This window comes from Aurantiacibacter suaedae, assembly GCF_005434915.1.
Taxonomy (GTDB): domain Bacteria; phylum Pseudomonadota; class Alphaproteobacteria; order Sphingomonadales; family Sphingomonadaceae; genus Alteraurantiacibacter; species Alteraurantiacibacter suaedae.
This window is the reverse complement of sequence record NZ_SKCG01000001.1, coordinates 1,227,344-1,253,553: the sequence shown is the minus strand read 5'-3', so window position 1 is coordinate 1,253,553 and position 26,210 is coordinate 1,227,344. Positions and strand designations below refer to the sequence as shown.

Annotated in this window: 26 protein-coding genes and 1 tRNA gene; 21 read left to right on the top strand and 6 right to left on the bottom strand. The window is 62.0% G+C overall.

What is annotated here, in order from left to right; translation table 11 throughout:
* Positions 1 to 42: 42 nt before the first annotated feature.
* The 3 genes from E0473_RS05885 to pdeM form a co-directional block, all read right to left on the bottom strand.
* Positions 43 to 678 (bottom strand): hypothetical protein, encoded by a 636-nt coding sequence (locus E0473_RS05885; protein WP_137679870.1) that lies wholly within the window; start codon positions 676 to 678, stop codon positions 43 to 45.
* Between the two features lie 109 nt (positions 679 to 787).
* Positions 788 to 1,309, bottom strand: coding sequence for a translation initiation factor IF-3 (infC, locus tag E0473_RS05880; protein ID WP_137679869.1), 522 nt, complete (start codon positions 1,307 to 1,309; stop codon positions 788 to 790).
* Between the two features lie 53 nt (positions 1,310 to 1,362).
* Positions 1,363 to 2,112 carry a ligase-associated DNA damage response endonuclease PdeM gene (gene pdeM / locus E0473_RS05875; protein WP_137679868.1) on the bottom strand — a complete coding sequence of 250 codons (750 nt, stop codon included), beginning with the start codon at positions 2,110 to 2,112 and terminating at the stop codon, positions 1,363 to 1,365.
* A 45-nt stretch (positions 2,113 to 2,157) separates the two neighbouring features.
* On the opposite strand from pdeM, the gene hemF reads away from it, so the two are divergent.
* The 5 genes from hemF to E0473_RS05850 all read left to right on the top strand — a co-directional run bounded on the left by hemF (position 2,158) and on the right by E0473_RS05850 (position 8,344).
* The gene (hemF, locus tag E0473_RS05870; protein WP_137679867.1) at positions 2,158 to 3,012 is read left to right on the top strand and encodes an oxygen-dependent coproporphyrinogen oxidase; all 855 of its coding nucleotides are present in this window, start codon (positions 2,158 to 2,160) and stop codon (positions 3,010 to 3,012) included.
* A gap of 102 nt (positions 3,013 to 3,114) precedes the next feature.
* On the top strand, positions 3,115 to 5,043 hold the full coding sequence (locus tag E0473_RS05865; RefSeq protein ID WP_137679866.1) for a M1 family metallopeptidase: 1,929 nt from the start codon (positions 3,115 to 3,117) through the stop codon (positions 5,041 to 5,043).
* A gap of 287 nt (positions 5,044 to 5,330) precedes the next feature.
* Positions 5,331 to 5,801, top strand: a complete 471-nt coding sequence (locus E0473_RS05860) for a CHAP domain-containing protein (RefSeq protein WP_170308116.1) — start codon at positions 5,331 to 5,333, stop codon at positions 5,799 to 5,801.
* A 90-nt stretch (positions 5,802 to 5,891) separates the two neighbouring features.
* The gene (locus E0473_RS05855) at positions 5,892 to 7,973 is read left to right on the top strand and encodes a RelA/SpoT family protein (protein ID WP_137679865.1); all 2,082 of its coding nucleotides are present in this window, start codon (positions 5,892 to 5,894) and stop codon (positions 7,971 to 7,973) included.
* Positions 7,970 to 8,344, top strand: coding sequence for a VOC family protein (locus tag E0473_RS05850; RefSeq protein ID WP_137679864.1), 375 nt, complete (start codon positions 7,970 to 7,972; stop codon positions 8,342 to 8,344). The genes E0473_RS05855 and E0473_RS05850 overlap by 4 nt, the downstream gene beginning before the upstream one ends.
* A 7-nt stretch (positions 8,345 to 8,351) precedes the next feature.
* Here the strand turns inward: E0473_RS05850 and E0473_RS05845 are convergent, their stop codons facing one another.
* From E0473_RS05845 to E0473_RS05835, 3 genes are read right to left on the bottom strand one after another with little or no spacing between them, the layout of a single operon-like run.
* Complete coding sequence (locus E0473_RS05845; RefSeq protein ID WP_137679863.1) at positions 8,352 to 8,672, bottom strand: DUF1905 domain-containing protein; 321 nt, start codon at positions 8,670 to 8,672, stop codon at positions 8,352 to 8,354.
* Positions 8,669 to 9,694, bottom strand: coding sequence for a peptidylprolyl isomerase (locus E0473_RS05840; protein ID WP_137679862.1), 1,026 nt, complete (start codon positions 9,692 to 9,694; stop codon positions 8,669 to 8,671). The genes E0473_RS05845 and E0473_RS05840 overlap by 4 nt, the downstream gene beginning before the upstream one ends.
* Before the next feature lie 36 nt (positions 9,695 to 9,730).
* A complete protein-coding gene (locus tag E0473_RS05835) occupies positions 9,731 to 10,135 on the bottom strand; it encodes a metallopeptidase family protein (RefSeq protein WP_137679861.1) in 405 nt (134 codons plus the stop codon).
* 108 nt (positions 10,136 to 10,243) lie between these two features.
* On the opposite strand from E0473_RS05835, the gene E0473_RS05830 reads away from it, so the two are divergent.
* The 16 genes from E0473_RS05830 to E0473_RS05755 all read left to right on the top strand — a co-directional run bounded on the left by E0473_RS05830 (position 10,244) and on the right by E0473_RS05755 (position 26,205).
* A tRNA-Ser gene (locus E0473_RS05830) sits at positions 10,244 to 10,334 on the top strand.
* A 636-nt stretch (positions 10,335 to 10,970) separates the two neighbouring features.
* Complete coding sequence (locus E0473_RS05825; protein WP_241657346.1) at positions 10,971 to 11,897, top strand: LysR family transcriptional regulator; 927 nt, start codon at positions 10,971 to 10,973, stop codon at positions 11,895 to 11,897.
* 104 nt (positions 11,898 to 12,001) lie between these two features.
* On the top strand, positions 12,002 to 12,268 hold the full coding sequence (locus E0473_RS05820; protein ID WP_161981528.1) for a DUF3311 domain-containing protein: 267 nt from the start codon (positions 12,002 to 12,004) through the stop codon (positions 12,266 to 12,268).
* On the top strand, positions 12,265 to 13,719 hold the full coding sequence (locus E0473_RS05815; protein WP_137679859.1) for a sodium:solute symporter family protein: 1,455 nt from the start codon (positions 12,265 to 12,267) through the stop codon (positions 13,717 to 13,719). The genes E0473_RS05820 and E0473_RS05815 overlap by 4 nt, the downstream gene beginning before the upstream one ends.
* A gap of 156 nt (positions 13,720 to 13,875) precedes the next feature.
* Positions 13,876 to 14,802, top strand: coding sequence for a dihydrodipicolinate synthase family protein (locus tag E0473_RS05810; protein WP_137679858.1), 927 nt, complete (start codon positions 13,876 to 13,878; stop codon positions 14,800 to 14,802).
* A 2-nt stretch (positions 14,803 to 14,804) separates the two neighbouring features.
* The gene (locus tag E0473_RS05805; RefSeq protein WP_137679857.1) at positions 14,805 to 16,016 is read left to right on the top strand and encodes an NAD(P)/FAD-dependent oxidoreductase; all 1,212 of its coding nucleotides are present in this window, start codon (positions 14,805 to 14,807) and stop codon (positions 16,014 to 16,016) included.
* A complete protein-coding gene (locus E0473_RS05800) occupies positions 16,013 to 16,315 on the top strand; it encodes a (2Fe-2S)-binding protein (RefSeq protein WP_137679856.1) in 303 nt (100 codons plus the stop codon). Before E0473_RS05805 ends, E0473_RS05800 begins: the two co-directional genes overlap by 4 nt.
* Complete coding sequence (locus E0473_RS05795) at positions 16,312 to 17,739, top strand: FAD-dependent oxidoreductase (protein ID WP_137679855.1); 1,428 nt, start codon at positions 16,312 to 16,314, stop codon at positions 17,737 to 17,739. The genes E0473_RS05800 and E0473_RS05795 overlap by 4 nt, the downstream gene beginning before the upstream one ends.
* A gap of 98 nt (positions 17,740 to 17,837) precedes the next feature.
* Positions 17,838 to 18,329, top strand: a complete 492-nt coding sequence (locus E0473_RS05790) for a VOC family protein (protein WP_137679854.1) — start codon at positions 17,838 to 17,840, stop codon at positions 18,327 to 18,329.
* Between the two features lie 32 nt (positions 18,330 to 18,361).
* On the top strand, positions 18,362 to 18,766 hold the full coding sequence (locus E0473_RS05785) for a RidA family protein (RefSeq protein ID WP_137679853.1): 405 nt from the start codon (positions 18,362 to 18,364) through the stop codon (positions 18,764 to 18,766).
* A 71-nt stretch (positions 18,767 to 18,837) separates the two neighbouring features.
* Entirely contained in the window at positions 18,838 to 20,193 is a 1,356-nt protein-coding gene (locus tag E0473_RS05780) for a malonyl-CoA decarboxylase domain-containing protein (protein WP_137679852.1), read from the top strand.
* Complete coding sequence (locus tag E0473_RS05775; protein WP_137679851.1) at positions 20,190 to 21,698, top strand: malonate--CoA ligase; 1,509 nt, start codon at positions 20,190 to 20,192, stop codon at positions 21,696 to 21,698. The genes E0473_RS05780 and E0473_RS05775 overlap by 4 nt, the downstream gene beginning before the upstream one ends.
* Positions 21,699 to 21,761: 63 nt before the next feature.
* Complete coding sequence (gene madL / locus E0473_RS05770; RefSeq protein WP_137679850.1) at positions 21,762 to 22,154, top strand: malonate transporter subunit MadL; 393 nt, start codon at positions 21,762 to 21,764, stop codon at positions 22,152 to 22,154.
* Positions 22,155 to 22,157: 3 nt separating this feature from the next.
* On the top strand, positions 22,158 to 22,922 hold the full coding sequence (gene madM / locus E0473_RS05765; RefSeq protein ID WP_137679849.1) for a malonate transporter subunit MadM: 765 nt from the start codon (positions 22,158 to 22,160) through the stop codon (positions 22,920 to 22,922).
* Between the two features lie 386 nt (positions 22,923 to 23,308).
* On the top strand, positions 23,309 to 23,839 hold the full coding sequence (locus E0473_RS05760) for a nuclear transport factor 2-like protein (RefSeq protein WP_137679848.1): 531 nt from the start codon (positions 23,309 to 23,311) through the stop codon (positions 23,837 to 23,839).
* Between the two features lie 104 nt (positions 23,840 to 23,943).
* Positions 23,944 to 26,205, top strand: a complete 2,262-nt coding sequence (locus tag E0473_RS05755) for a TonB-dependent receptor (protein WP_137679847.1) — start codon at positions 23,944 to 23,946, stop codon at positions 26,203 to 26,205.
* The last annotated feature ends 5 nt before the right edge of the window (positions 26,206 to 26,210 follow it).

Here is a 26,210-nt window from a genome sequence, read left to right as displayed (position 1 = left end):
TGTAGCGCAGCGCAGGATATCGGCAAGCAGCCTTGCGATGGGCTATTGCGGCCGCTTCAAATCGACGCGGCTGACCTGCCAGCGCAATTGCCTTTCGCTAGCGCCGGGCACATCATTCACACGGCGTAGCACAAGCGCCCCGTCCATCTGGACCGGGCGCCCATTTGCATCGGTGGCAGTGAGCTCTGTCTGGCTGGTATAGTAGGATGAGCCTGCCGCACCTTCTATCTGGCCTCCGGGCGCGGAAACGGTGATGTTGCTAAGGCCATCGAAAAAGGCGTTGAACGCGGCTTTGCTCCAGCCCTGTTGCGCGCTTTCGTCGAGCATACCCCAAGCTTGGTCATACTCGCGCAGTTCGATCGCGCGGATGAACGATAGCAACACGTTGCGCGCGCCAACCTCGGTTCCTTCGAGATCTTCGGCCAACGGCTTGGGGGTGAGATCGGGATAGTGTTCGTTGATGCCAGATCCGTCGGTGTAGCCCGGCGGAGGGGACGGCCCGCCTGCGCTCGGCAGCAGCGGTGAAGTGGGAGTGGGCGTGGTTGTCGGAGAATCGGGCTCGCTGCTGCGCGGCACGCGGCCTTCCTCGCCGCAAGCGCCAAGACCCAGCGTCAGCGCCGCGACAAAAGCGAGCCAGAACCGGCTGCTCGCGGGCCAAGGCGAAGGCGTGGGTGCCATACACAAAGCAACAGACGCTTGTGCCCGATTGTTCCCGGACAAGCGGCTGTGTTGCCTGAACCACATTGTTCAGCTGCGGTAATGAGACGAGGGTTTCGCCTCCCAAGTATTACTTGGGGGCGAGAACCATCAGCATCTGGCGGCCTTCGAGGCGCGGATAGGCTTCGACCTTGGCGCCTTCCGCCATGTCTTCCTGCACCCGCTTCAGCAGATCCATGCCGAGGTGCTGGTGCGCCATCTCACGGCCGCGGAAGCGAAGTGTGACCTTCACCTTATCGCCGTTGTCGATGAACTTATGCATCGCCTTCATCTTCACGTCATAGTCGTGATCGTCGATGTTGGGACGCATCTTGATTTCTTTGATGTCCTGCGTCTTCTGCGTCTTGCGCTGGGCGTTGGCCTTCTTCTGCGCTTCGTAGCGATGCTTGCCGACGTCGAGGAACTTGCACACCGGCGGATCGGCGTTCGGGGATACCTCGACGAGGTTCAGCCCGAGCCCTTGCGCCTGCTCGATCGCTTCGTTGGTGTACATCACGCCAATATTCTCGCCCTGATCGTCGATCACGCGAACCTTGTTGGCCTGGATGAAATTGTCGTATTTGGGGCCGGACTTGACCGGCGGTGCCATCATGCGGCGGGGTGGACGAGGTATGGGTTTTGCTCCTGCTATTGCGTCGGGTCGATTTATTCAGAGACTATGTAGGAGCGTTCGGGCCGAAATACCAGAGGGTAGGCCGCGTCTCTCCAAAGCGAAAACCGCGCCAGTTTGTTCCCCGCCGGTACGAGCGCGTCGATTGCGCAGGCAGGCTGGAGCGCCTTGAGAATCGCTGGGTCGGCCGCATTCATCCCGCCGGTTAGCGCGCCGAAAGCGGGCAGGATCATGCGCCCTGCGCCCTGGGCATCGCGGCTCACCACCGCGCAGGGCCTGCGGATATGACGGTGGTGGACCTTGAGCTGGAGTCGCGGATGGAAATGGCCCGAAAGCTCGGGCCGTAGCTCGCCTTTGCGCGCTTCGTGCCGCAGCACTATGCCTGCGACTTCCAGTTCTTCGGCCATGGCGCCACCATGGCGGGCCTCCATCGCCGGATCGTGATTGCCGGTGATCCAGACCCAGTCGGTAGCCCGTGTGAGCGCGGCAAGCATTCCGGCGGCGTGCTCTTCCAGCCGGGTGGAACCTGCCGAATCGTGAAAGTTATCACCTAGGCAGAACACTCGCCTTGCGCCTGTCTCGCGCACTGCCTCGGCCAGCCGGCCAAGCGTTTCGCGGCTGTCGTAGGGGGGGAGGAACTGGCCGTGCCTTGCATAGAAGCTCGCCTTTTCAAGATGCAGGTCGGCCACCAGCAGCGCCTGCTCGCGCGGCCAGAACAGCGCGCGGCCCGGCAGGAGCACGAATTCCTCGTCGCAAAACGGGAAGGCGAACGAAAGGGGAACCATTGCTCTCCCTTGCCGCAGGCGCGCGGCGATGGCAAGGCCGCTTGCATGACCTGGACCGACCAAACCCAAGCCGCCCGTACCTGGTTCGAGAGCTTGCGCGATCGCATCTGCGCCGAGTTCGAGGCAATCGAACGCGAGGCCGGGTCCGACGCCGCCTTCGACTATGTCCCGTGGGACCGCGATACCGACGATGGCTCGCACGGCGGCGGGGGCGTGCAGGGCAAGATGAAAGGGCAGGTGTTCGAGAAGGTCGGCGTCAATGTGTCGACCGTTTCGGGCAAATTCGCACCCCAGTTCGCCGCCACGGTCAACGGTGCCAGCGAGGAACATCCCGAGTTCACTGCCACCGGCATCAGCCTGGTGGCGCACATGGCTAACCCGCACGTGCCTGCCGTGCACATGAACACCCGCTTCCTTACTACGCAGGCAGCCTGGTTCGGGGGCGGGGCAGATCTCAACCCTGCCATCGAGTATCCGGAGGACACCGAAGCTTTTCACGCGCGGCTGCGCGCGGCTTGTTCGGCGCACAACCCGACCTATTACGAACGTTTCAAGAACTGGGCCGACGACTACTTCTTCATCCCCCACCGCAATGTGGCGCGAGGAGTGGGCGGCATTTTCTACGACCATCTCGAATGCGATGACATGGCCGGTTTCGAGCGCAACTTCGCCTTTACCAGAGATGTGGGCGAGGCCTTTCTCGATGTGTTCCCGAAGATCGTCCGCGAACGGATGGACACGCCCTTTACCGAGGTCGACAAGGCCACACAGAAGGAATGGCGCGGGCGCTATGTCGAGTTCAACCTCGTTTACGACCGTGGCACGCTGTTCGGCCTCAAGACCGGCGGGAATATCGACGCGATTTTGATGAGCCTTCCGCCCGAGGTCACCTGGAGCTGATTGCAACGGCGCTGAGGACAGAGGGATGACAGGACCTCCGATTTTGTTGTAGTTGCCGGTGAAACTGGCCGCCAGTCCCGGCCAGCCGCTTCGGAGAATTGCATGCGCCTGTCCCGTCCCGCTGCCTTGCTGGCCTTTGCTCTTGCTGCCTGTTCGACCGGCGATGAGCCAGCGGAAGAGCGCCTTGTCGCGCCGATCTTGACCAGCGCAGAGGCTCACGACGACTTTACCTGGGCGCGCCCCACCGAGGCGCGCGTGACGCATGTCTCGCTCGATCTGGGGCTCGATTTCGAGGCAGAGCAGGTTGGCGGCACCGCCACGCTGGATATCGAAGCGGCCGATGATGCGCGCGAAATCGTGCTTGATTCCAATGGTCTGGAAGTGTCTGCGGTCACCAATGGCGACGGCGAGCCGCTCAGCTTCGAGCTGGGCGAAAACCCTGATGGCAGCGAAAAGGGCGAGCCTTTCACGATCAGCTTCGCCGAGGACAACGGCACGGTGACCGCGCCAGAGCAGATCGTCATCACCTACAAGAGCGCGCCCGGAGCCGAGGCTCTGCAATGGCTCGATCCCGAGCAGACCGCAGGCAAGGAGCATCCGTTCCTGTTCAGCCAGGGCCAGGCGATCCTCAACCGCAGCTGGATCCCCACGCAGGACAGCCCCGGTATCCGTCAGAGCTGGGACGCCCGCATCGCCGCGCCCACCGCGCTGGGCGTGGTGATGAGCGGCATCCGTCGGGGCGACCCTGCCAACGGGCCGGACGGCACCAAGGTCTACACCTTCGAGATGGAACACTCGGTCCCGCCCTATCTCATTGCCATTGCAGCCGGCGACATCGCTTTCGCGCAGCTTGGGCCGCGTACCGGCGTCTGGGCCGAGCCATCGGTGCTCGAAGCGGCGAAGAAGGAGCTGGGCGATACCGAGGCCATGATCGACGCCGCCGAGGAGCTTTATGGCGACTATCGCTGGGGCCGCTACGACATGATCGTGCTGCCAGCGAGCTTCCCCTATGGCGGCATGGAAAACCCGGTGATGACCTTCCTCACCCCGACCTTCATCGCGGGGGACCGCTCAAACACTGGGCTCGTGGCGCACGAACTGGCGCATAGCTGGTCGGGCAACCTCGTCACCTACGCCAGCTGGCGCGATGGCTGGCTGAACGAGGGTGTAACCTCTTATATCGAAAGCCGCATCAGCGAGAAGGTGTTCGGCAAACTGCGCGCCGAGCAGGAATATGCGCTGAGCTATGCGGCACTCGCCAAGATGGTCGAGGAGATGGGTGAGGGCAACCCGGTTACCGCGATGCGCACCCCGCCTGGCACCAGCCCGTTCGATACCGCGGGCGAGGCGATCTACGACAAGGGCACCGTTTTCCTGCGTACCGTCGAGAGCACCGTCGGGCGCGAGAAGTTCGATGCCTGGCTGCGTAGCTGGTTCGACCGCCACGCCTTCCAGCCAGCAACCTCGGAGATGTTCCTTGCCGATATGCGCGAGAACCTGCTTGAGGGGGACGAGGAGCTGGAAGACAAGCTGATGCTTGACGAATGGGTCTATGGCACGGGCCTGCCGTCCAACGCGCTGAAGCCCGATCCGGAGGCCTTCGCTGCGGTGGATGCAGCGGTGGACGCCTATGCGGAAAGCCGCGATCTGACCGTGATCGAAGCCGAATGGCCCGAGTGGAGCGCCGCCGAGCAGCGCCGTTTCCTTGAGCGCCTGCCCGAGGAGTTGTCTGCAAACGAACTGGCCGCGCTCGACCAGACGCTTGGCTTGTCGCAGACGGGCAACACCGAGGTGCAGTTCCTGTGGCTCGATGCCGCGCTGCGCAACCGCTATCAGCCGGTGGTGCCGCAGGCCGAGGAGTTCCTCACCCGCGTGGGCCGCAACAAGTTCGTCTCGCCGCTGTTCGCGACATTGATGGCGCAGGACAAATGGGGGCAGGCGATTGCCAAGGCCCTCTACGCCAGGACCCGCGGAGGTTATCACTCGATGACGCGGGGCAATGTCGACAAGATCGTCGGCCGGACCGAATGACGATTCGCTGAAGGGCCAATGGACGTGGGGACTCAAATCGCCACGCCGATCCACCGGACGAGTGAGTCTCGGTGCGGTTCCCGCGGCAGCGCGTTGAGCCGTTAATTGAACGCGATGGCAGGAGCCCCGATGGGGTTCTTGACGGCGTGATACAGTGTATCATGCGGCCCAGGGTGAACGAGCCGAGGGTCGCGTAAGTCATGAAAACAAGCATGGGGTTCCTGCGGGGATCGGATCGCGTTGGTGTCTTTTCTTGGCGTAAGTGGCTTTGGCCGCTGGTTCTTTTGATGGCGGCGCTGTCAGCGCAACCGGCTCAGGCCCGGCTCCAGTGCGTGCCATATGCTCGCGATCATTCCGGGATCGAAATTCACGGCAACGCGCACCTTTGGTGGAACGCTGCCGAAGGGCGCTACGAGCGCGGGCAGCAGCCGCAGGTCGGTGCGGTGATGGCTTTCCGGTCGAGCGGCGCCATGCCGCTGGGTCACGTTGCCGTGGTGTCTCAGATCATTGATGAGCGGCACATCCTGATCGATCACGCCAACTGGTCGCGTCCCGGCGGGATCGAAACCGGGGTGCCGGTTGTCGACGTTTCGGAAGCGGGTGACTGGAGCGAAGTGCGCGTGTGGTATGACCCCATCGGAGCGCTAGGTTCGCGCCGCAATCCGGTCGCCGGCTTCATCTATGCCGATAACGCTCCGGCGCCTCGCCCCGTTTTCGAAGTGGCGGAGGCTGACGTCGCGATCAACGTGGGCGGTTGATGAAGGATACTGCCTGAAGGGCGAGAAATCGCGTGCCGCGCAAAGAAAGCGGCTGTGCAGCCACGAAATCGCCACTATCTTGGGGCGCAAATGCTCCGCCAATACGAACTTGTCGAAAGGGTCAAGGAATACGACCCCAATGCCGACGAGGCGCTTCTTAACCGCGCCTACGTCTACACCGTGCAGAGGCACGGCAGCCAGAAGCGTGCCTCGGGCGATCCCTATTTCAGTCATCCGGTCGAAGTGGCCGGGTTGATGACCGACCTGAAGCTCGACCAGCAGACGATCATCACCGCATTGCTTCACGACACGGTGGAGGACACGCTCGCCACGATCGACGATATCGAGGCGAACTTCGGTCCCGAGGTCGCCCGGCTGGTCGACGGCGTCACCAAGCTTTCGAAGATCGAGCAGCTGACCGAGGACGAGCGCGCGGCGGAAAACCTGCGCAAGTTCCTGCTCGCCATGAGCGAGGATTTGCGCGTGCTGCTGGTGAAGCTGGCCGACCGGCTGCACAACATGCGCACGCTGCACCACATCGCCAAGCCGGAGAAGCGCCGCCGGATCGCGCGCGAGACGATGGATATCTACGCTCCGCTGGCCGAGCGCGTGGGCATGTACGAATACATGCGCGAGATGCAGCTGCTCGCTTTCGAGCAGCTCGAGCCGGAGGCCTATGCCACCATCGTCTCGCGGCTGGAGCAGTTGCGCTCGTCCGATACCGGGCAGGTCGACCGGATCGCGCTCGACTTCAAGCAGGCGCTAAGCGAGGCGGGGCTCGAGGTCGAGGTGTGGGGGCGCGAGAAGCATCCCTATTCGATCTGGAAGAAGATGGCCGAGCGTCACCTGCCGTTCGAACACATCTCCGACATCATGGCCTTCCGCGTGCTGACTGACAATGTGAGCGACTGCTATCGCGCTCTGGGCGTGCTGCATCAGGCTTTCCAGATGGTGCCGGGGCGCTTCAAGGATTATATCTCCACCCCCAAGACCAACGGCTATCGCTCGCTGCACACCACGGTGTTTTACGACAAGTCGATGCGTTGCGAGGTGCAGATCCGCACTCGCGAGATGCACCGCACCAACGGCTTCGGCCTTGCTGCGCACTGGGCTTACAAACAGGGCGGACAGGTCGATGGGCAGGTCGGCTGGCTGCGCGACCTGATCGAGATCGTCGAGCAGAGCCACGATCCCGAAGAGCTGCTCGAGCACACCAAGCTGGCAATCTATCAGGACCGGATCTTCGCCTTCACCCCCAAGGGCGCGCTGCACCAGCTGCCCAAGGGCGCGACGGCGGTCGATTTCGCCTATGCCGTCCACACCGATCTGGGCGCGCAGACCGTGGGCGCGAAGATTAACGGGCGGCACATGCCGCTGCGCACCCCGCTAGGCAACGGCGACGTGGTGGAGATCATCAAGGGCAAGAGTGCGCAGCCGCAGCTGCACTGGCTGGGCTTCGTGGTAACGGGCAAGGCGCGCGCGGCGATCCGGCGCTCGGTGCGGCTGCGCGAGCGGGCCGAGATTGCCGAAGTGGGCCGCGCGCTGTTCGAAGATATTGCCAAGGAGATGCCAACCAAGATCGGCAAGAAGGCGATTGCCCAGGCTTTGGAGCGGCTCGATCTGCCGAATGAGAACGCGCTGATGGAGGCGATAGGCTCGGCCAAGCTGACCGACCGCGCGGTGATGGAGGCGCTGGTTCCGGGCAGCACGGCGGATTTGCCGGAAGAGTTGAAACCGGGCCATGCGCTGTCGATCAAGGGGCTGACACCGGGCGTCGGCTTCACGCTGGCGAATTGTTGCCACCCGGTCCCGGGCGACCGCATCGTGGGCCTGCGCCATGCGGGCGAGAGCGTGACGGTCCATGCCATCGACTGCCTCGAACTGGCCAATGGCGAGGATATCGACTGGATCGACCTTTCGTGGGGCGAACGCTCGCAGGGCGCGGTAGGGCGGTTGACTGTCACGCTTTACAATCGGCCTGGCACGCTGGCCGAGATGGCGGGCGTATTCGCAAAGGCCGGGGCCAATGTGATCAACCTCGAACTGGCTGAACGCGACGAGCTCTTTCATACCGACATCGTCGATCTGGAAGTGCAGGATCTGGCGCACCTGACGCGCATCGTGTCGGCCTTGAGGGCGACCGACGCTGTGGCTCAGGCGGAGCGTATATGAGCGCCGGCATTATCGGTATCGACCATGTGCAGATCGCCATGCCGCCGGGCGAGGAGGACCGTGCGCGCGGCTTCTACGCTGACATTCTCGGCCTGAAAGAGGTGCCCAAACCTGCCGACATGGCCAAGCGGGGCGGGTGCTGGTTCACCGGTGGCGGCGCGCAAATCCATCTCGGGGTGGAGCAGGGCTTTGCCCCGGCGAAGAAGGCGCATCCGGCCTTGCTGGTCGACGATCTGGCGGAGTTTCGCGCTCGGCTGGCGGATGCAGGTGTGGTTAGCAGCGATGGCGGCCCGCTAGCGGGCTATGTCCGGGCGGATATTCACGATCCCTTCGGCAACCGGATCGAATTGATGCAACGGCAAGCCGAATAGAGAGGCGTCAGAGCAAGTCCAGCTCGGCGGTCACTTCGCTGCCCTGCGCGATCCCCTCGGCTTTGCGGATCGCGGCCTTGAGCGGGAGGATGTAGCCGTCCTCGCTCGCGGGGAAGACCGAGGTGTTCCAAACGCTTTCCCCAATACGTGCGCGCACCTTGACCGAGCCGAACCCGCGTCCGCTGCCGAATTCGAGCCGCCGCATGGCCTCGTGCGCGGCGATGGCCTCGCCCGCCGCACCGTCGATGGTGAGGAAGTGCCAGCTGCCGGGCGAGGTGGCGCTGGTCCAGAGCCAAACCTTGCCCGTGTGGGTGACGGTTTCGTTCATGGGGCCGGCCTTATAGGCACCTGCACATTGCAGATGTCGACCCCGCCTGCGGGTACTTCGTAGAAGCTATCCTGCCGGTTGGCGCGCACTGCGATATAGCGGGCGAAGCTTCCGCTGGCTGTGTCGAGGTATTCATAGGCAGGTGGCTCGGACAACTCGCTGGCGAGCCGGACGCTGACGATGGGGGTGTCTTCGCTGCGCTCGACATAGACTCCGGCTTCGGCGGTGCCACGGGTGAGGGTGGAGAGATGTTCGATCCCTTCGATCACCCGCCCGACCACGGCGATATTGCGATCAAGCTGGCGCGGTGCATGGCCGATCACTGCGTAGAGTTCTGAGCCGGTGCCGGTATCGGGCGCAAGATCGCGCGCGACTCCGACCGAGCCGTAGCAGTGGACGGGCCAGAAGCTCTCTCCTCCTCCGGCGAAAGGCCAGCCGTTGGTAAACGCCGTGATGTTGGCGTAGCGGTCGCCGCTTATGTTTTGGTGATCTGCTGACACATCAAGCGAAGCAAGATCTTCGAGGGTGCGCCCGGTTGCATAGAAACCGGTGAGCATTGCCGCTGCCGCAACATCCTGCCATGCGACCCCGCTATGCCGCGTCGTGTCGAGGTCGAACGGGCTCGGCAATTCGTAGCTTGCTGTGGGCGCCGCCACCCCCTCGGGCAACGGCCCAGGGTCCATCCCCAGCTCGGGATCGCCGCCTCCCCATTGCGCCACCCAGTTGTCGACGACGCGATAGACGCTCTTGCCATCCCACCAGTGCGCACGGGCGAGCGTCCGGATGTTCTCGACCCACGGCTGGCTGAACGGCGGCGGTAGAAGCTGGATCACCACCCGGCGCGCCGAGCCGTCGTTGGCGGGCGCCAGCTCGATCACGAGAATATCCTCGGGCGCGATCGGCACCCATTCCTCCGGCGCGGATGCGGCGACCACGCTGTCGGGGGTGCGTGGCTCGTCCTGCGCCATGGCAGGCGAAGGGAGGACGAGCAGGCTAGCGGCCATCAGATAAAGTTTGATCATAGGGGCGAGAGTGCCACCACGGCGCGCTTTGGCAAGCTACAAAACCTGGTCTTCCAATGAGTGCATATCCGCATCGGACAGCCCGAAGTGATGCCCTATCTCGTGAATCACGACATGGGCCACAAGGTCCTCAAGCGTGACGTCGCCGCGCTCGCACCATTCGAGCAGGATGGGGAGGCGAAACAAGCGCACCCGTTCGGGCATGGTGCCGGAATGGTCGATCGACTGTTCGGTCAGCGGAATGCCCTCATAGACGCCGGTGAGTTGGTAAGCGCTTTCGATCCCAAGCTCATCGAGCAGGGCATCTTCGGCGAAGTCCTCGACAGCGAGGCTGAGGTTGCCAAGCTGCCCGGCAAAGGCTGCGGGGAGGCGGGCAAGGGTATGGCGGGCGATGGCCTCCATTTCCTGCGCACCGGGTGCCTTGTCGAAAGAGCGAGTCATGGTGTTTTGCCTATACGGCGCAAGCGCGCTTGTCATCCGCCCCGCACGCCGCTAGGGCGACGCCCTTGTCCGATCACTCCGGTTTACGTGCGGAGCGGATCGACATGCGGAGCGGTGGCCGAGTGGTCGAAGGCGCACGCCTGGAAAGTGTGTATACGGTAACCCCGTATCGAGGGTTCGAATCCCTCCCGCTCCGCCAAATGCCAGATGCCGGATTTCGGCGAACCATGGCGAACCACCGAGAGATGGCTAAATCCTAGATAAAGCATCATTTTTAGCAATTATGCTTGGAGCAAGCGTTCGCTCAAGTTCACCAAGTTCGCCAGAATGCGCTGCAGACCGCCGCCGTAATTATGGCTGAGTTTATTGCTTGCACGGGTGTTCCGGCCAGATAATGTCGCGACATGGCCTCGCGCGCGTAACAAACTCAACATCAAACAGGTGCCCAGCATCACCAAAGTTGGAGTTCATTCCGATGGCGGTGGATTGTATTTGCGCGTGCTGCTTTCCGGTCGCTCTTGGATTTTTATCGGATCTTCGACCGAGCGTGCATACAGAAGAGGCCGCGCGCTGGAAAAGCGTCGCGACCTCATGGGTGCCTAGGCGGATCGGAGATGAGTTGGGGTCAGGCCAAGAGCACCCGGCTTGGTAGCCGGCCTGTTCGAGGCCGTGCCGGAGCTTCCAGCCAAGTTATAATCGGTTTCTGGCGGCGCTTGACGACAAGAATGGTGATCTGCACGAGGGTGCTGATTGGACAGGCTGCCATGTTCATGGGATTGGCGTGCGTCGAAAATGCTGCCAGTTTTGACTACCTGACAGGCCAAGGACCAACGCAATGAACGAAGCCGGGATGCGATATCTGCTGGAAGCGTATTCTGCGGGCTCAATGAGGGCGGCGGGCGACCGGCTCAACATCGCGCCTTCATCGATAAGCCGTCAGATTGCCCAGCTTGAGGCGGACTTCGGCCTCTCTCTCGTCGAAAAGGGGCGGCGCGGTATCAGGCTTACTCACGCTGGCGAGATCGTGGTCGATCATTATCGCAACCAGCTTGCGGACCGCGAGGCTCTCAAATCACGCTTGGATGACTTGCGATCGGTGCGCACCGGGAATGTGACCATTGCAGTGGGCGAGGGATTCCTCGGGCAGTCGTTTACGTCTCTCATCAGCCACTTCGCGGAAGAAAATCCGCAAATATCGCTCGATATCCGCACCGGCGCGACACAAGAGATACTGCGCCAGATCGCCGACGATGAAGCCCATGTGGGCCTTGTGTTCCAGACGCCGCACGATCTCAAGCTTCAGGTGCGCGCGGCTATCGCCCAGCCCTTGATGGCGATCGTGCGGGCAGACCATGCGCTGGCGAAGCGCGGCAGTGTCACGCTGGAGGAGCTTTGCGACCAGCCGCTTTGCCTGCCCCCGGCTCACTTTCGCATAAGGCAGATCCTTGGCAGCGCCGAGAGCGGGCGAAATCGCAAGATCGAGCCAAGCATCTGCACCAATTCGATCGCGGTCATGTTGCAAAGCGTAAAGGCAGGCATCGCCTGCACGATCCTGCCAGAGGTCTCAGCCTGGGCCGAGCTTGAGGCTGGTGAGATGGTCAGCATACCGATAGACGACAATGGCCTCGAGGGAACGACTGTAAGCCTGGTTTTGCGATCCGGGCGTCAGTTGGAAGGCGCCCCGGTAAAGATGCTGAAACGACTGGAGGCTCAACTGCGACGTTGGAACGGCCCCGTATCGCTAAGGCCAGCCGAGCAATGATGTTGCATCAACGGCAACGACCTTGATGATAGTTTGACATTGCGGACATTCTGCCCTCGCTCCAGACGTACGTTTTAAGAAACGGTTTAGGGCAAGGAAGCAGCGTGACAGAGCATATCGAAACGTCCCCTGTGCTGCGCAGGGCGGACCTGCTTCTCTTGCTGCCGTTTGTCTGGCAGCTTGGGTTTGCGGATTGGGCCAACGGCGTCGAGTGGAGCCCTTTCGGAATTCCGTTCGTCATGGCGTGGCAGATGGCTGGCATCGTGTTTGCCACCCTCGTGCTTGCACTTCGCTATTGGCTTGAGCGCAAGCATAGGTCTGGGTCGGTGAGTGCAGGTGCAGTTTCTCCCGACGAGGGGAGCTGTCCATGATCCTCTCTCTCATCGCTCTGATCGTCGGTGGCACCGTCCTCGGCTCCATCGTCTATGGCAAGGTCAAGCAGAAGCGGGCCCAGTCCATGGAAGATTGGGCCCTGGGCGGGCGCAAGATGGGCTTGATTATCTTCTGGTTTCTCAATGCCGGAGAGATTTACACGACCTTCGCCGTGCTGGGAATTTCCGGGTACGCGTGGGCTTATGGGGCGCCTGCTTACCTCGCATTTTGTTCGGTTTCGCTGGCGGCCACCGTTGCCTACTGGCTGACGCCGTTGATCCAGGTCTATGGCAAACGCTACGGCCTGGTGACGCAGGCTGACTTCTTTGCTCATCGCTACGCTTCGCGCTGGCTCGGCATAGGGGTAGCTGCGGCGGGGATCGTGGCGCTGATTGTGTATGTGCAGATCCAGGTGACTGCGTTGACGCTGGTGGTCAGTCTTGCGGCAGGCCCGGCAGTGACCCCCACCGGGGCCGCCTTCGTGGCGGTGGCGATGATGGTAGCGTTCGTGTTCCTGGCCGGTTTGCGTTCGGCGGCCTTCGCTGCCGGGGTCAAGGACGTGCTGATGCTGGCGATGGTGATTGCCCTGGCGATGACCGTGTCGGACAAGGTCGGGACTGCTTCGCTGCTCGATCTTTTCGCCACCGTTGGCGAGCGTTTCCCGGATCTTGTCCGTTTCCCCGGCAGCCAGCCCGAACTCGGCCTTAACGTGACCTGGCTGGTTACCTCTGCGCTCAACGTGGCTCTTGGCACCTATATCTTTCCACACATGTTCCAGCTGTGCTTTTCAGCGGATGGAGAAAACACGATCCGGCGCAACGCCGTTTTGCAGCCGATCTATTCGCTGTCCTACTTCTTCATTATCGCGCTAGGTTTTGCAGCCGTTTTGGCGGGCACCACGGTGCCGGGCGGCGATGCGAATGCGATATTGCTGTCATTCGTCGACCAGAACTATCCGGCCTGGGCGCTTGGCGTGCTGGCGGGTACGGCCGCGCTGCTGGCGCTGGTTCCCGGATCGGTGCTCCTGCTTACCTGTGGTTCGATCTTCGGGCGCAATATCCTGCGTTCGCTAATGCCAAGCATCGCAGAATCGCACGAACTGATGGCTTCGCGGGTGTCGATGATCGGCTTTGCGCTGGTGGCGTTGTGGCTGACGCTGGCTGCAAGCGGCTCGCTGGTCGAGATCGGACTGTCTGCCTATGCCGCGATCGGCATGTTGGCGCCTGGCGTCTATGCCGGGTTTCTGATGCGCAAGGCCAGCGCCTTTGCCGTATTCTGCGGAATCATTGCAGGCTACGCCGTGTTGTGGATCCCTGCTGTGGGGAGAGTCAGCTCGGCGTTGTTCCCTCACTGGGAGATCGGGCTAGTCGCCCTGCTGGTCAATAGTCTGGTCATGGTAGCCGTGTCCATGGTTGCGCCCTTGCGCCTTCCCCGGGCGCAGACTGTCTAGGAACCTCTCATCCGGGCGTTGTCGCCAAGACAACGTTTTGGTCTTTCCCGCGCCGTTGTCGTTGCGGAACAGGGCTGGCACAGGAAATTCGGGGCAAGCGAAAAACAGCAAACAGAATGCCCCACGGTTTTCGCAGGATTTCAAAAGGAAACAATAATGGTGGCAAACAAGCGAGAGCGGGTTGGTTGGCAGGGATACATACCGGCCATAACCACCCCGTTCCTCGACGAGGACCGGCTCGATGAAAGCGGTCTCGGGCAGTTGCTCGAATGGCTCGCAGAGCAGGGAATGCACGGACTGGTGGTGGCTGGCACGACTGGCGAATGGACGAGTATGACGATGTCCGAGCGCGCCCAGCTGTTTACACTGGTCGGCTCACAAATGGCGCGGCGCCTACCACTGCTGGCTGGTTGCAGCAGCTTTCGTGGTCGTGACACCATCGCGTTGGCGCAGCACGCTGCGGCTGCTGGCTTTGAGGGCATTCTGCTCACTCCGCCGCCTTACCTGCGCCCCAATGCCGATGAGATCGTTGCCTTTTACGAAGAGGTCGGTGTGGCGATCGACCTGCCGATCTGCGTCTATAACTGGCCTCCGGGCACCGGCATCGACATGCCGCTCGAACTGCTGCAACGGCTGGCCCAGATTGACGCAGTGGTCGCGATCAAGCAATCGACGCCCAATTTCGAACGGTTCCTCGAAACCTTCTTCGCCTTGAAGGATCAGGTCCGCGTGTTTGGTTTCCCGATGAACGAGGCTGGCCTGACGGTACTGCGTGTCCATGGCGGCGATGGGACAATGGGCGCTGGTGGTGTGCTCGGACGCAATCAGAGCGGCTTCTACGACAAGTTGTGGGCGGGCGATATCGATGGGGCGCGGATTTGCGGCCAGCGTGATCGGGTCCTGATGAAGGATTGGTACACCCCCGAACTGGTCGGCCGCTTCGGCTCCGGTCCGGCCATCCTCAAGGCGGCGCTTGATGCGATGGGGCTGCCCGGCGGTCCGGTGCGCCGTCCGCTGCGCCCGGTGAGCGATGCGGCGCGCGCGGATATTGCGGCGACGCTACAAAGGCTTGATATGATGTGAGCATGGCAAGTCAGGTGTCCACCGCAGATGTGCTGATAGTTGGCGGCGGCCTGATCGGCTGCGCATCTGCGTGGCATCTTGCCGACCATGGGCTTGCGATCGAACTGGTCGAACGCGGGCACATCAATGCCGGTGCGTCGGGCCAGAATGCCGGTTCGCTGCATTTCCAGATCGAGCGCCGTTTTCTCGAGCAGGGCGAGCAGGCCGCGCGCGAGGGCGCGGTGATCGTGCTGCTCAGCAAGCTGGCGATCGGGGACTGGGCAACGCTTGAAGACCGGCTGGGGCGCCCGCTCGACATTGCCATGCATGGCGGGCTGATGGTGGCGGAAACCGAAGCCGAGCTGGACCTGCTGGCGTTCAAGGTCGGGCGCGAGAACGAACTCGGCCTTTCCACGGTGCTGCTGGATGCGGCAGAGCTGCGGGCACATTCACGCTGTTTGTCGCCAGCGCTTGCCGGTGCTGCATGGCTTGCCGAGGAAGGGCACGCCAATCCGCGCATACTCACCGATGCCTATGCCCAGGCTGCGAAACAGCGCGGGGCTGTGCTGCACACCGGAACGCGCGTCACCCGGCTGACGATGGAGCAAGATGGCACCTATCGGGTGCAACTTGTCGAGGCGGGCAAGGAGCGCACGGTACTCGCCCGCAAGGTGCTGCTCGCGGCCGGTCACTGGTCGACGCGCCTTGCCAACATGCTTGGGCTGAATCTTCCGCTTTATCCTGCACCTTTGACCATGAGCGTGACAGACCGGGCCGATCCGATGCTCCCCTTTTTGGTCCAGCATGTCGGGCAGCGCCTTTCGATGAAGCAGACGGACGACGGCAACTTGCTGATCGGGGGAGGCTGGCCGTCACGGCTCGAGCGCGGCGAAGACGGTTTGCCCGATCTCGATCGCCCGGCGCTGGTGGACAGTGCCAACCTGCGCGCCAATCTCGAAGTTGCGGCAAGGGTGATGCCCGCACTGCGCCAGCGCAGCCTGTTGCGCACCTGGACCGGCACGACCTGCGTTTCAGCGGACCAGTTGCCGATCGTCGGGGAAATAAGCGCGGCGCCGGGTCTGTTCGTAGCGGCAGGCGGATCGCTGTTCACGCTGGGGCCAGTGCTCGCGCGGTTGCTGGCGCAAACCATTGCAACGGGCACAATGGCCGAAGAAATCGCGCTTTTTTCGCCCGCGCGCTTTGCCAAGCTCGACGCTTTCGCGGTGCTGCCGTGAGCCGGATCGAACGAGGGGTCACGCGGCCCGAGCCGATCACCATAGTCATCGACGGCGAGACGGTGCCTGCCTTTTCCGGCGAGACCGTGGCGGTGGCGATTCTGGCTCGCGACCAACTGCGCTTTCGCGATGACCGTTCTGGGCGGGCGCGGGGCATGTTCTGCAATATGGGCACTTGCGGCGAATGCACCGTCTGGGTGGGAGCAGAGCAGGGCGCATGGGAGCGCCTGCGCGCTTGCCTGGTGCCGGTGCGCCCTGGCCTCGAGGTGTGCAGGTGCCCGCCAGAGGATGAACGATGAGGACTTACGACGTGGCGATCGTGGGCGGCGGCCCGGCTGGCCTTGCCGCCGCCGGGCAGGTGCTCGAAGCAGGCCTTTCCCTCTGCGTTATCGACGAACAGCAGCGCCCGGGGGGGCAGATCCTGCGCCAGCCGCCCGAAACCTTTGCCGTGCCTGGCTGGCTGCCTGGCGCGTCTTACCGCAATGCGCGCGCCTTGCTGGATCGGGTGGCGGCCGACGAGCGCATGGTCTGGTTCGGCGGCCAATCGGTGCTGGCGATCCAGCCGGCCGCCGACAATGACGGCTGGGACCTCGTGCTGGCGGGCACCGCCGGTCCTGGGTCCGGTCCGGTCAAGGCAAGGCGTGTTCTGGTTGCTGGAGGATGTTACGATATGCCGGTGGCCTTTGCCGGCTGGACCACTCCTGGCGTCATGTCGGCGGGGGGCTTGCAGACACTTGTGAAGGCGCAGCAATTTCTGCCGGGCGAACGCGTCGTATTGTTCGGAACCCATCCCTTGATGATCGTGCTGGCCCAGCAGGTCATCGCTGCGGGCGGCGATCTGGCTGCGGTTTGCTTTGCCCAGCCATTCTCGCGCATGGCGCAGCTTGCGCTGGGCAAAATTCCCGCTGCATTGGCGAGTCCCGGCCCGCTGGTGGCAGCGGCGCAGGGAATGGCGGCGCTGCGCAAGGCCGGGGTGGCGGTGCATTTCGGCGCTTCCGTGGAGCGATGCGATGCCGGGCCGGAAGGTCGGGGGGTGCAGGTGCATTTCGCGGGGAAGGCCGGGCCATTGCACTTTTCCGCCGATGTCGCGGCCATGTGCTATGGCTTTCTGCCACAGTCCGATCTGCTCAGGCAGTGCGGAGCCGAGGTGCGCTGGTCGATGCCTGCGGGTGGCTGGGAAGCCGTACACAACGGCCTCTATCGCTCCAGCCTCGCTGGGCTTTACGTGGCGGGCGAAACCACAGGCGTAACCGGGAGCGACGCGGCCATGAGCGAAGGGGCAATGGCTGGCCTTGCTATCACCGCTGATGCGGGCAAGCTGGATCAGCGCACGCTGGACGCAAGGATTGCACCCTATCGCCGGCGTCGCCAAAGGCTTGAAGGTTTCATCGATCTGTTGCGCACAGTGGCCGATCCGCGCGGTCGGCTACCTGAGGCAAGTGGTGATACGCTGCTGTGCAGGTGCGAAGACATTCCGGCACAGGCCGTTGATGAGGCGATCATTGAGGCGACGGCGATGGGACGGGCGTTCGGCGCAAGCGAAATCAAGCTGCGTTGCCGCGCCGGCATGGGGCTCTGCCAGGGCAGAAGCTGCGAGCACGCGCTCATACGCCGCATTGCTGCTTCCCGGAAAGTGTCTGAGGCGAGCGTGGCGGGCTTCAAAGCGCGCTTTCCTGTGAGGCCGGTCACTATTTCGCAGCTGATTGATAACGGCGAGCAGTAGAGCTTGTGTTGTCTTGAAGGCAACGACATGTGTGCTTGATTGCGATTGCTTAGCCTGTCGCGCTTCCTAGTCTGAGCTTGACTGGATGGAGTCTTCCGATGACCGACGCTGCTGCCGACAAACCTGCCTTTCTTGCCGCCGATCACGTTTCGTGGACCGTCGCAGACGCGGAAGCGGTTGCGACCTTTTACAAGGACATCTTCGGGGCCGAGGAGATGTTCCGGATGGGGCCGCTCGACGCCGCCGAATTGCCTGTTGGCAAGGATGGCCGGGACTGGATGGAAAGCCATGTGAACGTGGCTGGTGCCAAGCTCATGCTGATCATGCTCAAGATCGCCGATAACCTCAATTTCCAGCTCGTGCAGTATGACAAGCCGGAAGGTCGCGGCACTACTCCGCCGCGCAACTGCGACGTGGGCGGCCACCATCTCGGTTTGCGCGTCGACGATGTCGAAAAGACTTCCCGCTATCTCGCTGCAAACGGCTGCACGCCGATGGAAGTCATCGACATCACCGAGGGGCCGCTCGCCGGCAAAAAGAACCTCTACGTGCTCGACCCCTGGGGTCATCAGCTCGAGATCGTCGACTGACCTGACCTGTTTCTACTGCCCGGAGTTTTGTCATGACCAGCAAGCGCATCAATCCCGAAACCCTTTACCCCAGTGTCCAGTATGGCTTCTCGCATGCCACGCTCGATGAGAGTTCTGGCACGCTGCACCTTTCGGGTCAGGTGTCGTGGGGCAAGGATTACAATGTCGTCGGGGCTGGCGATGTCGGCTTGCAGGCCCGTCAGTCGCTGGCGAACTTACGGCTTGTCCTCGAGGACCAGGGGCTTGGTCCGGAAGCGGTTCTGAGGTTGCGCACATTCATCGTGAACTACAATGTGTCGATGCTGCCAGCCATCGGCGCCGAACTTGGCGCATTCTACGGCGATGTGATGCCGGCCTCTAACACCATCGTCGGTGTGCAGGCTCTTGCTATGCCCGAGTTCCTTATCGAGATCGAAGCTGTGGCGACGACCCGCTAGTCGCACAGGCCGTAATTACGGGCGCATCCGGCAGGCCAAAGTGTGGCACCGGGCAACGGGAGGGCTAACCAGTGCGGCGTAACCTCGCTTTTCTGAGCGATATGTTGCAGGCAATTTTGCCGGGAGATGTGCGAGGGCGCGGCCCGGTCGCTGCAAGCGCTGAGGCGGTTCGTTCGATGCTCGGTCGTCCGGCGTTGGAGCGTTTGTCCGCGGCCTGCGACGTGCTGATGGGGCGGATCGGGGATGCTTCCATGATCGCGGTGGCCGAGCAGGCTCTCGCGGCTTACGCAGAACTCGACGAGTCGGAAAAAATGCAGTTCTGGGAGCTGCTGCGCGACCACTTCGCATCCGACCCGGCGGATATAAGGAAGGCCTTTGCGGCTTACGATAAGGAGCCGACGGAGGAACGGCTGGTGCCTCTGTTCCAGAGTGTCGAGCCGTTGCGGCAAACCCTGTTGCGACGACTCAACACGGCGCCAGGTGCCACCCGCCTGCTGGTGGACATGCGCGCTGACCTTCTGGCTGCGCTACGGAAGGATCCTTCGCTACGCCCCCTCGATGCGGATTTCGCGCATCTGTTTGCCTCCTGGTTCAATCGCGGGTTCCTGCGGATGCAGCGAATCACCTGGGCCAGTCCGGCGGTCGTGCTGGAAAAGATCATGGCTTACGAGTCGGTTCACCCGATGCAGGGGTGGGAAGATCTTCGCCGACGGCTCGATCAGCATGATCGGCGAATTTATGCCTTCTTCCATCCGGCTACCGGTGAGGAACCCCTCATTTTCGTGGAAGTGGCGTTGATGAATGAAACGCCCAGTCAGATTGCCCCCATACTCACCGCTCCTCCAGCAAGGGGTGGGAGCGAGCCAGATACGGCTGTCTTCTATTCGATCAACAACACTCTGCGCGGCCTGAAGGGCGTTTCCTTTGGCAATTTCCTGATCAAGCAGGTGGTGAAGGAACTGGCTGCGGAATTGCCATCGCTGCGCACTTTCGTGACCTTGTCGCCGGTGCCGGGATTTGCGCGCTGGCTGGCCAGCAACCAGTCTCCGGCGGCGGTCTCGCTGCGCCAGGAACTGCAAGGCGACCTTTGGATCGATGACGCCCGGATCGCCTCAAGGATTGCCCCCGGGGTCGAGCAACTGGCAGCAGCCTACCTGACCGAGGCCAAGCACCAATCGGGTGCTCCGCTTGATCCGGTTGCCCGGTTTCACCTAGGAAATGGCGCGGCCTGCTGGCGCGTGAACTGGCCGGGAGATCTTTCAACCGGCGGCATTTCAGGAGCGCACGCGGTAATGGTCAACTATCTGTACGAGGCAGACCAGATCGAACTGCGGCATGAAGCCTATGTACGCGAGGGGGTGGTCGCGGTGGGAAAGCCGCTTTCAGCCGTACTGGCCTCCAAAAAACGACAGGAAATTCGCGTATGAAAACAATCTTCGAAAGCTTCGCCGATGTGGCTGGCCTTGTTCCGCACAAGTCGCTGTTCGAGCGTACGGGTCAGCCTGCGATCAGCTATGGTGAAGCGCTGGAATTGACCCAGCGGCTGGCCGGTGTGCTTAGTACTCAGGGGGTGATGCCGGGAGATCGCGTTGCTGCTCAGGTGGGCAAGAGCCCGGAAGCGATCTGTCTCTATCTGGCAACATTGCAAGTCGGCGGCGTCTATCTGCCGCTTAACACCGACTACACCAGCGCCGAGGTCGATTATTTCCTTGGCGATGCCGCGCCGCGCCTGTTCGTCTGCGCGCCAGACCAGCTTGCAGCGCATGCGGCGAGATACGGCGAAAGGATCGCCTGTTCCAGTCTTGGCACAAGCGGAGATGGCAGCCTCATGGAGGCCGCGTCGGGGGCTGAGCCGAAAGTCGATCACGTCGCGCGCGCGATGGATGATCCAGCCGCGATCCTGTATACATCGGGTACCACCGGCCGTTCGAAGGGGGCCGTGCTGACGCATGGCAATCTCGCTTCTAACACCGCCGCCTTGCTTGAAAGCTGGGGTTTCACGCGGGAAGATCGGCTGATCCACGCACTGCCGATCTTCCATACCCACGGCCTTTTCGTGGCGGTCAACATGACGCTGGTGGCCGGAGCGACCTTGCTTTGGCAAAGTCGATTTGCCCCCGAAACGGTGCTCGACCTGATGGGTTCGGCAACGGTTCTGATGGGCGTGCCCACTTTTTACACCCGCCTGTTGCAATGCGAGCGGCTGACGCGCGAGGCGGCAGCCGGAATGCGGCTGTTCGTTTCCGGCTCTGCCCCGCTGCTGGCCGACGATCACAAAAGCTTCGAGGCTCGAACCGGTCATGCCATTCTGGAACGGTATGGTATGACCGAAACCTGCATGATCACCACCAACCCTTATGATGGCCCGCGCAAGCCGGGAGCAGTGGGCATGCCGCTGCCGGGTATCGAGGTGCGCGTGGCGGATCGCGAAACCGGCTCCCCTCTTCCGCAAGGCGAGATCGGCGCCATCGAGGTGCGCGGCCCAAACGTGTTCCAATGCTACTGGAACATGCCCGAAAAGACCGCCGCCGAATTCCGCGCGGACGGCTTTTTCATTACCGGCGACCTCGGCCAGATCGGCGAGGATGGCTATCTGCGCATCGTCGGGCGTGACAAGGATCTGGTGATCTCTGGTGGCTACAATGTCTATCCCAAGGAAATCGAGGGCCTGATCGACGAGTTGTCCGGAATCGTGGAAAGTGCCGTGATTGGCGTGCCTCATCCCGACCTTGGCGAAGGAGTTACGGCAGTCGTCGTGCGCGAGGCGGGTGCCGAGATCGACGAAGCGGGGGTCATTGCGGCCATCGGCCCGCAGCTTGCACGCTACAAGCAGCCGAAGAAAATCCTCTTTGTCAGCGAATTGCCGCGCAATGTGATGGGCAAGGTGCAAAAGGCGGAATTGCGAAAGACCTATGCTGACTTGTTCAGCTAGGCAGTAGCCAGAGCGACTGCGCAAAAAGGCGCAGCGTCGGGCATGAGGAGGAGAGGACCTGATATGATCTACGGCACTGCGCTGCTGGCCACATGTGTGCTGGCCGGTCTGATTGTCGGCGACGTGCTTGGCGTGCTGATGGGTGTGGAGTCCAATGTCGGCGGAGTGGGCGTGGCCATGCTTCTGCTGATCGTGGCGACCGATCGTCTCCGGCGTCGGGGCAGGGGATTTTCTGCATCTGAATCGGGCATTTTGTTCTGGAGCGCGATGTATATCCCGATTGTGGTGGCGATGGCATCGACCCAGAACGTCGTGGCGGCAGTCGGTGCCGGACCGGTCGCACTGCTGGCAGGGGTCGGAGCAACCCTGCTCGGATTACTGGCGCTTCCGTTGCTCGCCCGGCTTGGCGGTCGCGACGCGCCGCTGCCGCCTGCCGACGAACCGGAGGGGCTCTAGGTCATGGAGCTTATGGAAGAGGTTCTTGTCGACAACGGGCTGTTGTTTGCCTTTGCTCTGATCGGGTTGCTGATGTGGTTCAGCAACAGGATATCGCAGCGCCTTAGCGGTGGCAGGATTCACGGTTCGGCGGTGGCCATCGCACTGGGATTGGCGCTCGCCTATTTCGGTGGACGCGTGAGCGGCGGAACGAAGGGGCTTTCGGACATCCCGCTGTTCGGCGGGCTGGCGCTCATGGGTGGCGCGATGTTGCGGGATTTCGCCATCGTATCGACAGCCTACGGAGTAGAGTTTTCGGAGATGCGACGGGCTGGCCTTGTCGGCGTTCTGTCTTTGATACTCGGCCTAGTGCTGTCTTTTGTCGCTGGCGGACTGGTGGCGCTGGCCTTCGGATATTCCGATGCAGTCAGTATCACGACGCTGGGCGCGGGAGCGGCCACCTACATCGTGGGGCCGGTCACCGGAACTGCGCTGGGCGCTTCGAGCGAGGTTATGGCTCTTTCGGTGGCGGCAGGACTTGTGAAATCCGTGTTGGTGATGATTGGTACGCCCTTCGTTGCACCATTGATCGGCCTCGATAACCCGAAGGCTGCAATGGCCTACGGTGGCTTGATGGGAACGACAAGCGGAGTGTCAGGAGGGCTGGCGGCCACTGACAAGCGTCTGGTGCCTTATGGAGCCATGACAGCCACGTTCTACACGGGTCTGGGCTGTCTTCTGGGGCCCTCGCTCTTTTTCCTCTTCGTGCGCGGCCTCTTGCCAGCATAGATTGCCTTCGCTGGCGGGCATCAGTCACCGGGGATTGTGGTGCAATCATGCCTGTCGGCTGGTCACTGCAACAGATTGCCTGACAGGGCATGGCGCTTGTGCCTGCCTCACTGACTTGGACAGGAATGGCTTCGGCTTCGGTGGCCGAGTGGCTGACCCGCGGGCTAGCAGCAGCCAGGCGTTGCTGAAACGGTGTTGAAGCGCCGCTGTTGAAGGTCCGGCCTCGTGCGGGTGACCGGGGCGTTCATTCAAATATCAGCGTTGCGCTAAAAACAACGAACTCAACCGCAGGCCCGCATTGATTGCGAAGGTTCCGGCAATAGTCTGCAACCAAGACAGTTTAATGAAGTGAAGCGCGGATTGCTCACTGAAGACGAGGATCTTCAATGGACGCAAATGTCATCATTGCCAGCGCACTGCTAGCCCTTGGCGGTCCGGTCCCCGAGATTCAGCCCGCTATGGCTGGCGATCCACTCGTCACTGCCACAGCGCAAGCGGAAGTCGACAGCTGCTCGGGTGTCATGACGAGAATGTTCGCCTGGTGGAATGTTCAGATGGCGGACGGCATTCCATTCGAGCAGGCCGGCTTTGCTCGTTTCTTCACCGATGATGCCGTTCTGCGGATTGACGGCGGCGTCGTGGCCGAAGGGTTGCCCGCACTGCTCACGCATTTTCAGCGCATCCAGAACAGTGGGGCGCAGGTAGAAATCGCATTGCCGTTCGTTGAATGCTCTGAGGCCGGGCAGCGCGAATACACAATGCATGTGATCCGCAGTCGTCGTGATGGTGTTCCCAGATGTTTGCTGGCAGCCGGCCATGCTGACCTGCGCGACGGCCTGATAACGGAGATTTCGCTGGTGCGGACCCAGATCGAGCCGGGCAGCTCGCCCGTGGCTGATTTGTGCTGGCGCAAGTAAAATCCGGTTCCGGTGCTGGAACGGACTCAAATATTTCGACTGCAAATAAATCGGCAAACAAAAAGGCCGCGTTGCTGCGGGCAATTACCAAGGGGTACGGAAATATGAAGAGCCAAGTGAAGACGGGCACGGTAATGTTCAAGCGGGCAGCACTGCTGCTGGGCGTGGGGTCGATCGGCCTCATGGCCATGCCGGCACTGGCGCAGGATGCCGAGGCGGAAAGAGAGCGCCCCAGCCTTGGGCTCGATGCCATTGTCGTGACCGCCCAGCGTCGCAATGAATCGGTCCAGGACGTGCCGATTGCGATCACCGCCATCACCGGCGAGCAACTGGCGAAGTCCAACGTGCGTGGTATCGAAGATTACTTCGCCATGACCCCGAACGTCAGCTTTGCCAGCAACGGCTCACGCGACCGCAAGGAGTTGTCCTTGCGCGGTGTCTCGAACCAGCTCGATCCCTATGCTGACGTGCGTCCTTCGGCCTATGCCTTCTACATCGACGATTTCAGCGTCATTGCGGGCACCTCGAACCCCGACGTGGTCGACCTCGAGCGGATTGAAGTGCTGCGTGGCCCGCAAGGCACCTATTTCGGCCGTAACTCTGTCGGCGGCGCGATCAACGTGTCCACGGCCAAGCCGGTCGATTACATCGAAGGTTCGGTTTCGCTCGGCTTTTCCAGCTTCGATACCAAGCGGGCTTCGGCCGTGCTCAACCTCCCGATCGCGCCGGGCGTGCTGGCGGTGCGTTTTGCCGGCCAGATCGAAAGCTCGGACGGCAACATCCACAACATCAACGAAATCGGTGGTGGCAACAACACCAACTACAAGACCGGCCGCGTCATTGCGCGCTTCACCCCGAGCGGCAACTTCACCAATGATGTGACCTTCAGCTATACAAGGGAGCGCAACGGAATGCGTGCTGGCGTGCCAACCGGCTACCTGACACGCACCTGGCGCAACGTTTATTATGGCGGTGCACCCGGCCCGGCTGACGAGGACGGAGTGGGCTTCTACCCGGACAACACCAGCGAGGTGAACTTCAACCGTCCGCAGAGCGTGGGCAGCGACTTCTGGTATGTGAGCGATCGCGCCGTGTGGGAAGGCGATGCAGTGACCGTGACCGGTGTGTTCGGCTATCTCAAGGCTGAGATCTTCAACCGCGGCGATGTTGACGGTGGCAGCTTCGACTACTTCTACGAGAACAACCTGCTGTCTCGTGATTCGCTCAGCGGCGAACTGCGCGTGCAGTCGGCTGGCGATGGCCCGTTCCAGTGGAGCTTTGGCGTCAATGCGGGCAAGGACACCGGCGATACCGATCAGGCAACCAACTTCGGCGAGGCCGGGCTGCTGGGCCGAGCCCCCGACGACGAGATCTCGGGCATCCTGAGCTCAGCGGAAAACACTTACCAAGCCGTGTTCGCCCAGGCGACCTATAATCTGACCGAGACACTGGCCTTCACCGTGGGCGGTCGCTACTCGCACGAAAAGGTGAGCCGTGTTTATCAGCGTCGCTCGAACGGCGCCATTACCGACAACATCGATCGGGAAAAGTCGTTCAACGATTTCTCGCCCCGCTTCAACATCACCTATGAACCGAACCCGGACCTGATGCTGTATGCGACAGTTTCGCGCGGCTTCAAGTCGGGCGGCGTGCAGACCTCGCAGTTGATCCAGCAGGAGTTCTACAACCCCGAAACGCTGTGGAACTACGAAGGCGGCGTCAAGTTCACCGCATTCGACGACCGCCTGCGCGTTGACCTTTCGGGCTTCTACATGGACTGGAATGACATCCAGCTCGCCAGCCGCTTCATCTATCTGGCTGACGACGGAGTGACGCTGATCTCGGTCAACGGCATCGACAACGCCACCAGCGCACGCAGCTACGGCATCGACGGCAGCCTCGACTTCAAGGTGATGCCCGAACTGACACTGTCGCTGCACGGCGGTTTCAACGATGCCAGGTTCCGCGAATACGAGAACGCGATCGTCGATGGCGTGACCGTGGATGCATCGGACCGTCCGCTTATCAACGCGCCCAAGTGGACCGCTGGAGGCAGCCTGGAATACCGCAGTGACATCAGCGACAGCTTCGAAGGCTTCATTCGTCCCGAGTGGACTTATCGCAGCGAATCCCTGTCCTCGATCCTGGCGCTGCGTTATTTCGAGTATCCTTTCATCTCGCCCGCCTACCACGCTTTCAACCTGCGTGCGGGCGTCGACAACGGGACGGTCTCGGTCACCGCCTATGTCGAGAATTTGACTGACAAGAACTACTATTCGAACGTCTACGAGAAGGCATTTTACGGTGGCGTTCAGCTCGAACCTTCGGTTCGTCGCTTCGGCATCAATGCCGCATACCGTTTCTGAGCGCG